6 protein-coding genes and 1 pseudogene are annotated in these 6,287 nt (G+C 39.9%); 4 read left to right on the top strand and 3 right to left on the bottom strand.

The window, feature by feature from the left end:
• Positions 1–938: 938 nt before the first annotated feature.
• Entirely contained in the window at positions 939–1,940 is a 1,002-nt protein-coding gene (gene fmt / locus H6G41_RS23880; protein WP_190749292.1) for a methionyl-tRNA formyltransferase, read from the top strand.
• Positions 1,941–1,950: 10 nt separating this feature from the next.
• Here fmt and H6G41_RS23885 read toward each other — a convergent pair whose 3' ends face one another.
• A complete protein-coding gene (locus H6G41_RS23885) occupies positions 1,951–2,316 on the bottom strand; it encodes a DUF6464 family protein (protein WP_190749294.1) in 366 nt (121 codons plus the stop codon).
• A gap of 166 nt (positions 2,317–2,482) precedes the next feature.
• Positions 2,483–2,611 carry a hypothetical protein gene (locus H6G41_RS35855; protein WP_277878180.1) on the bottom strand — a complete coding sequence of 43 codons (129 nt, stop codon included), beginning with the start codon at positions 2,609–2,611 and terminating at the stop codon, positions 2,483–2,485.
• A 325-nt stretch (positions 2,612–2,936) separates the two neighbouring features.
• Between H6G41_RS35855 and psaC the strand changes: the two genes are divergently transcribed.
• From psaC to H6G41_RS34670, 3 genes and pseudogenes are all read left to right on the top strand, one after another.
• Entirely contained in the window at positions 2,937–3,182 is a 246-nt protein-coding gene (gene psaC / locus H6G41_RS23890; RefSeq protein WP_012411495.1) for a photosystem I iron-sulfur center protein PsaC, read from the top strand.
• A 206-nt stretch (positions 3,183–3,388) separates the two neighbouring features.
• On the top strand, positions 3,389–5,266 hold the full coding sequence (glmS, locus tag H6G41_RS23895) for a glutamine--fructose-6-phosphate transaminase (isomerizing) (RefSeq protein ID WP_190749296.1): 1,878 nt from the start codon (positions 3,389–3,391) through the stop codon (positions 5,264–5,266).
• Positions 5,267–5,374: 108 nt separating this feature from the next.
• A pseudogene (locus tag H6G41_RS34670) lies at positions 5,375–5,557 on the top strand (Uma2 family endonuclease); the annotation flags it as partial.
• A gap of 108 nt (positions 5,558–5,665) precedes the next feature.
• Here H6G41_RS34670 and H6G41_RS35860 read toward each other — a convergent pair.
• The gene (locus H6G41_RS35860) at positions 5,666–5,800 is read right to left on the bottom strand and encodes a hypothetical protein (protein WP_277878181.1); all 135 of its coding nucleotides are present in this window, start codon (positions 5,798–5,800) and stop codon (positions 5,666–5,668) included.
• Positions 5,801–6,287 lie beyond the last annotated feature (487 nt).

The raw sequence follows: 6,287 nt of genomic DNA on the forward strand, positions 1-6,287 counted from the left end.
TGTGAGGAGCAGACCTGTGCAGCAATGAGGTTGGCTATGGATATAGGTATAACAAGAAACTAAAAGCTTTAACGAGAGAATTTCTTTAAATTTATTACAGCTTCACAAAACTTAAGTATCATAGTTAACACCTGTACCTAATAGCAATACGTAATTTTGCCTGTAATTTTTAATTAAGTATTATTACAGACTAATTTAGCGATATAAAACACACTATGGACACAATATAGACTTACTGAACTAAGAATTTAATACTCACCCTTACCTAGGGGTAGTAGTGAATGAGTATTAAGCTTGACCATTTAAGCCGTACATAACAACAACCGAGATTCAAATAACTAGGCTTTTAGGAGTTGTGTTCGGAATAGCTAACCCACAGGCTGCTTTCCTACCTAATAACCTGCGACAACAGCGCAGAATTTGAATCACAGTAAATTTTCGACGTTAACGCAAAAACTGGCAAAGCTGACGCCTGACATATTTCCTACTGAAAAACCAAATACTAGTATCTACGCAAGTCCATCAATTGTCATCTGTTCTACATTAATTGTGAGAACCTAGTGACATTTGGATGTAAATACACCTAAAGCTTAATTAGAGGAAACACAATAAAATTACATTTAGCAGGTAGATGCACAGTCAATTGTCGTCAGACATTGCCCAAACATTGAGTGGGCTAGAAATAAAAATAGTTATTACTAGCTGATGTTCTGGCTAACTTAGACCTAATTATAAGTCTATCAAGGAATTTTTGCTTTCACCATTACCAATCGACTTTAGCAGCAAAAAATTTATTTATCGCCAGATAATTGCATGATACTTAGACGCTAAAAGTCTAGAGTAAATAACCTAATGCCTATTATCTCACAACTATTGACCCTTGACTATTGACCCTTGACTGTTAACTATTGACTATTGACTATTGCTGATTAACTAACATGAAAATCGTATTTTTTGGTACTCCCCAATTTGCTGTTCCCACGCTGGAAAAATTACTGAATCACCCAAACATAGAGGTATTGGCAGTTGTTACGCAACCAGATAAACGCCGAGAAAGAGGGAATAAATTAACACCTTCACCAATCAAAACTCTGGCTAGTTCTGCTAATCTACCAGTATGGCAACCACAACGAGTGAAAAAACATACCGCTACCTTAACCAAACTCAGAGAATCTGGTGCGGATGCGTTTGTGGTAGTCGCCTATGGACAAATTTTATCGCCGCAAATTTTAGAAATGCCGAAATTGGGTTGTATTAACGTACATGGCTCAATTTTGCCCAAATACCGAGGTGCTGCGCCGATTCAGTGGTGTTTACATAACGGTGAAATGGAAACGGGGATCACCACTATGTTAATGGATGCAGCGATGGACACAGGAGCCATGCTGCTAAAAGCTACTACACCGATTGAGTTATTAGATAATGCTCATACTTTAGCCACAAGGTTAGCCGATATTGGTGCAGATTTACTAGTGGAGACTTTATTCAAGTTGGAAAGCCAAGAAATCTCCGCCATTCCTCAGGATGATTCCCAAGCGACTTATGCACCTTTAATTCAAAAGCAGGATTATGGCTTAGACTGGTCTAGAAGCGCTATGGAATTACATAACCAAATCAGAGGTTTTTACCCTAACTGTACCGCCAATTTCCGCAATCAATCACTAAAAATTACTGCTACCGTTCCCCTTGGTTGTGCTTACAGCTATGAGCTACCACCAGAATTAGCAAAAATAATTCATAAATTACCTGATTTGTCAACGTTGTCTGGTAGTCCGGGAGAAGTGGTGAGCATTACCAAGGGAATTGGTGCGATTGTGCAAACTGGCGAAGGTATGTTGTTGTTGCGAGAAGTTCAGCTAGCGGGTAAACGTCCTCAGTCGGGATGGGATTTTGTTAATGGTAGCCGTTTAACTGTTGGCGAAATAATTGAAAAAGGCTAAAGTATGAATTTCATCCTTCAGCCTTTTTCCGATCATAAAAACAGCAAGATGTACAAGGGCCAGTGGGATTGACTGCACAACGGACGATTTCCGAAAGTGCATTGTAGCTACAGGTAGCATCGCCAATTACCCATCGTCCCTCTACCAAACTTTTCTCAGCAGGTATTTGCGCGGATTGTACGTAAAGGGCGATATTATGCAAGCGGTAGCGCCCTGATTTTAATTGATATTTATGGCGGCGCTCTAAAACGGCGTAGGTTTTTCCGTCGAAATCGAGATAATTTCCGGGTTGGGGTGTCCAATCCAGTTGCGCTTTACCGAGGGTTTGACGCGGATGCGTCAATATCACCTCGGTTGGTAAAGAGTCTGGCTCCATAGGCTTATGTGATGAGATTTACACTATAAGAATGGTATCGCAGTAACCTCTTCTAGCTTACCGAATCTAGACTATAATTAATAGTTTGCGCTAATTGAGCATTGGCTTTCCATGAAAGAAAGACAAAGGACAAGAGAGTAAATCACAAGAAAATCTCTCTGAACCGTCAACCGTCAACTGTCAACTCATCAATAAACGCCAAGGGCACTACAAAATTAGATTGACAAAATGCTATGATTGGCATCGAAATCAACCTAGGCGATCGCTTAGTCAGTTCTTCAGTTAAGTTTTGCATCCTGACTTAACCTGCTAAGTCCCACCGCCAATTTCTCTACCTACGCTTTCGCTGTGGGATCGAGATTGATTTAAATTCACAAATCTTCACAAAGACTATGCAGTGCTAGGAAGTGTGTGGAGTCAATTTCTGCTGATGAGGTGGTTGATTTATCGGGGAATCAGGCGATAGAGACCGATAGATAAAAGGCTAATTTGACTGGATGCCTATTACATTGTTTAAAGTTATGTAGCCTTTTGATTACGGAGCCTCAGCCACTGCGGTAAACTATGCCTTGATTATAATTCCTTCGCAGAGAAGAACACTCGAAAGGAGCCTTTTTTCAATGTCTCATACCGTAAAAATCTACGATACCTGCATTGGCTGCACTCAGTGTGTCCGCGCTTGCCCCACTGACGTACTGGAGATGGTACCCTGGGATGGCTGCAAAGCTGCTCAAATAGCCTCTTCACCCCGTACAGAAGACTGCGTAGGATGCAAACGCTGCGAAACCGCTTGTCCCACAGACTTTTTGAGCATCCGGGTTTACTTGGGTGCTGAAACAACTCGCAGCATGGGTCTAGCTTATTAGGATCTTGATTTTGCTCGCAATTAACTGTCTTCATTAGCAAGCATTTTTAGCATCGTAGGGTGGAACTTGCCACCCTACAGCATCGTTCTTTAAAAATAATCAAAATTACAAGGAGCGATAAGCTCCTTTTTTCTTTGCTAAAATGTCACTTCTATGATACCAACTAAACAAGCTGGCGTCATGTTCCACAGGCAGGGGTGAAATAAATGTGCGGAATCGTTGGGTATATTGGTACGCAAGCAGCGACAGAAATTTTATTATCTGGTTTAGAGAAACTAGAATATCGCGGATATGATTCTGCGGGAATTGCTACCATTTGGGAAGGTGATGTGCAATGCGTGCGGGCTAAGGGTAAACTGCAAAACTTACGTTCTAAACTAGAACAAGTAGAAACTCCGGCGCAAATTGGTATCGGTCATACTCGTTGGGCAACTCATGGTAAACCAGAAGAGTATAACGCCCATCCTCATATGGATACCTCAATGCGAGTGGCAGTAGTGCAAAATGGCATTATTGAGAACTACCGCGAGTTACGAGAGGAATTAAAAGCCAAAGGACATATCTTTCGTTCGGAAACAGATACAGAAGTAATTCCCCATCTGATTGCCGAAATTCTCAAAACATCTCCCGCTTCTTTATTAGACGCTGTGCGTCAAGCTGTCAACCACCTAGAAGGCGCATTTGCGATCGCAGTTATTTCTGCTGATTACCCGGATGAATTAATTGTTGTGCGCCAGCAAGCACCCTTAGTAATTGGGTTTGGGCAAGGTGAGTTATTTTGCGCTTCCGATACGCCGGCGATCGTTGCCTATACCAGAGCCGTGCTACCATTAGAAAATGGGGAAATAGCGCGCCTCACACCTCTAGGCGTAGAAATTTACAATTTTGCTGGCGAAAGGCTGAAAAAGCAACCTCGATTACTAAACTTGAGTCCCACAATGGTAGAGAAGCAGGGATTCAAGCACTTCATGCTCAAGGAAATTTACGAGCAACCAGGAGTGGTAAGAGCGATTTTAGAAGCTTACTTTAGTAGTGAGAATAATTCCTCTAGTAATACCCAGTCACCAATTAATCTGGGGTTACCTGAGTCATTCTACGCAGACATAGAACAAATTCAAATTGTTGCTTGCGGTACGAGTTGGCACGCAGCTTTAGTAGGAAAATATCTGTTAGAACAACTAGCTGGAATTTCTACCCAAGTCAACTATGCTTCTGAGTATCGCTATGCACCATCACCTTTGATAGCTAATACATTAATTATTGGTGTTACACAATCAGGGGAAACAGCTGATACTTTAGCAGCCTTAGCAATGGAAAAAGAACGTCGCCAAGGTAAAGAAAGTAAATATCAAGCCAAATTATTAGGTATTACCAATCGCCCAGAAAGCAGCCTTGGTCATTTAGTACCCCATATAATTAATACATTGGCGGGAATTGAAATTGGGGTAGCAGCAACAAAAACTTTTATTGCTCAATTAATGGCATTTTACGCTTTAGCTTTAGATTTAGCTGCCCATCGGCAAACAATTTCATCTGCAAAAATCGCAGAAATTATTGAAGGTTTGCGACAAATTCCGAAAGAAATTGAAGCTACTTTAGACATTCAACAAAATTTAACAGAACAATTAGCCCACGAATTTGCAGAAACCCAAGATGTGATATTTTTGGGAAGAGGAATTAACTTCCCCATTGCTTTAGAAGGTGCATTGAAATTAAAAGAAATTAGCTATATTCACGCCGAAGGTTATCCAGCCGGCGAAATGAAACACGGCCCCATCGCACTTTTGGATGCGAAAGTACCAGTAGTTGCGATCGCAGTTCCGGGTAGCGTTTACGAAAAGGTCATTTCTAATTCCCAAGAAGCCAAAGCGAGAGATTCCCGGTTAATTGGTGTGACTCCTGTTAAAGATGGGGAAGCAGGAGAAATCTTCAATGATTTATTACCAGTACCAACTGTAGATGAATTGCTTTCTCCCATCCTCACAGTGATACCTCTGCAATTATTGGCTTATCATATCGCCGCCCGTCGCGGTTTGGATGTCGATCAGCCCCGGAACCTAGCAAAATCAGTGACTGTGGAATAGGCTATTAATAGAGGTAGTAGCGCCCAAGCTCTACTACCAGTCGATGTGCAATTTTTCACGATCTTTTGAGAATTACCTCAAAAAAATCTCGTTATTAGAAATTATGCCATGACAAAGGCAACTACAGCGCGTCTGTATTCTTTTCAAGAATATCTTGCTTATAATGATGGTACTGATAACCGTTATGAACTGGTGGATGGAAAACTAGAACTTATGAATCCACCAACTTTCAGACATTTACTGATTTCTAAATTTATTGAACTAGCATTTGACACAGAAATCAATCGCCTGATGTCAAAAGAGCGATCGCTTTATCACTCAACATTCATAGTCTCAAACTATTCAAAATCAATCCTCCTGACAAGGCGATCGCTAATATCCAGAAAGCCACGGCAAAATTTATACCATAGAACGCTTCAATGAACCGTCAGCGTATAATTCTAGGGGTACTAACTGAATTTTGCCATTAACTTTAACTTGAGAGTAAACTACTTTCACTAAAGGAGCATTATTGTGGTTATAACGTACAGACATAATTACCTAACCTCTTTATAATTTTTTATGTTCACAAGTTCTCTTACCCATAATCTACTGAATTTATTTTTGGGTAGGATTGCTTCTATTGAATGATTATTTATCCTACTTTATAACTATTAAAAATAGTTAAAATTTGAGTGTATCTATACCTGAATAACTATAAAGATTTCAAAAAATTTTTCTGTGAAAGTTCAGTATAAAAACCTAAATCAACATAATTACCGAGAAACAGATAAAATAAACCAAAATCCCTGTTTATCTGCGATTTGTCTGCTATCTTTTTCAACATCGCAATTAATATTTAAGTTACTCTAACTTAAAAAGTAAGAGGAATAAAATTAGGCAGCAAGGTGTGTTGTTGTGCTTACAACAGTCAATTAAAATGGTTCTTCAGTAGCTATTATGCCAAATTATTAGTTATAGCACTCATATAAACACAAAAAAAGCATCTTTATTTTGCCAAAAGCCTTATATGTATTGACAT

Source organism: Tolypothrix sp. FACHB-123, from assembly GCF_014697075.1.
Classification (GTDB): domain Bacteria; phylum Cyanobacteriota; class Cyanobacteriia; order Cyanobacteriales; family Nostocaceae; genus Aulosira.

What these genes read in the sequence shown, in the direction of transcription:
- H6G41_RS35860 (WP_277878181.1), bottom strand. Translation starts at nt 5,800, where the DNA reads ATGTCTGTACGTTATAACCACAATAATGCTCCTTTAGTGAAAGTAGTT.
- glmS (WP_190749296.1), top strand. Translation starts at nt 3,389, where the DNA reads ATGTGCGGAATCGTTGGGTATATTGGTACGCAAGCAGCGACAGAAATT.
- H6G41_RS23885 (WP_190749294.1), bottom strand. Translation starts at nt 2,316, where the DNA reads ATGGAGCCAGACTCTTTACCAACCGAGGTGATATTGACGCATCCGCGT.
- fmt (WP_190749292.1), top strand. Translation starts at nt 939, where the DNA reads ATGAAAATCGTATTTTTTGGTACTCCCCAATTTGCTGTTCCCACGCTG.
- H6G41_RS35855 (WP_277878180.1), bottom strand. Translation starts at nt 2,611, where the DNA reads ATGCAAAACTTAACTGAAGAACTGACTAAGCGATCGCCTAGGTTGATT.
- psaC (WP_012411495.1), top strand. Translation starts at nt 2,937, where the DNA reads ATGTCTCATACCGTAAAAATCTACGATACCTGCATTGGCTGCACTCAG.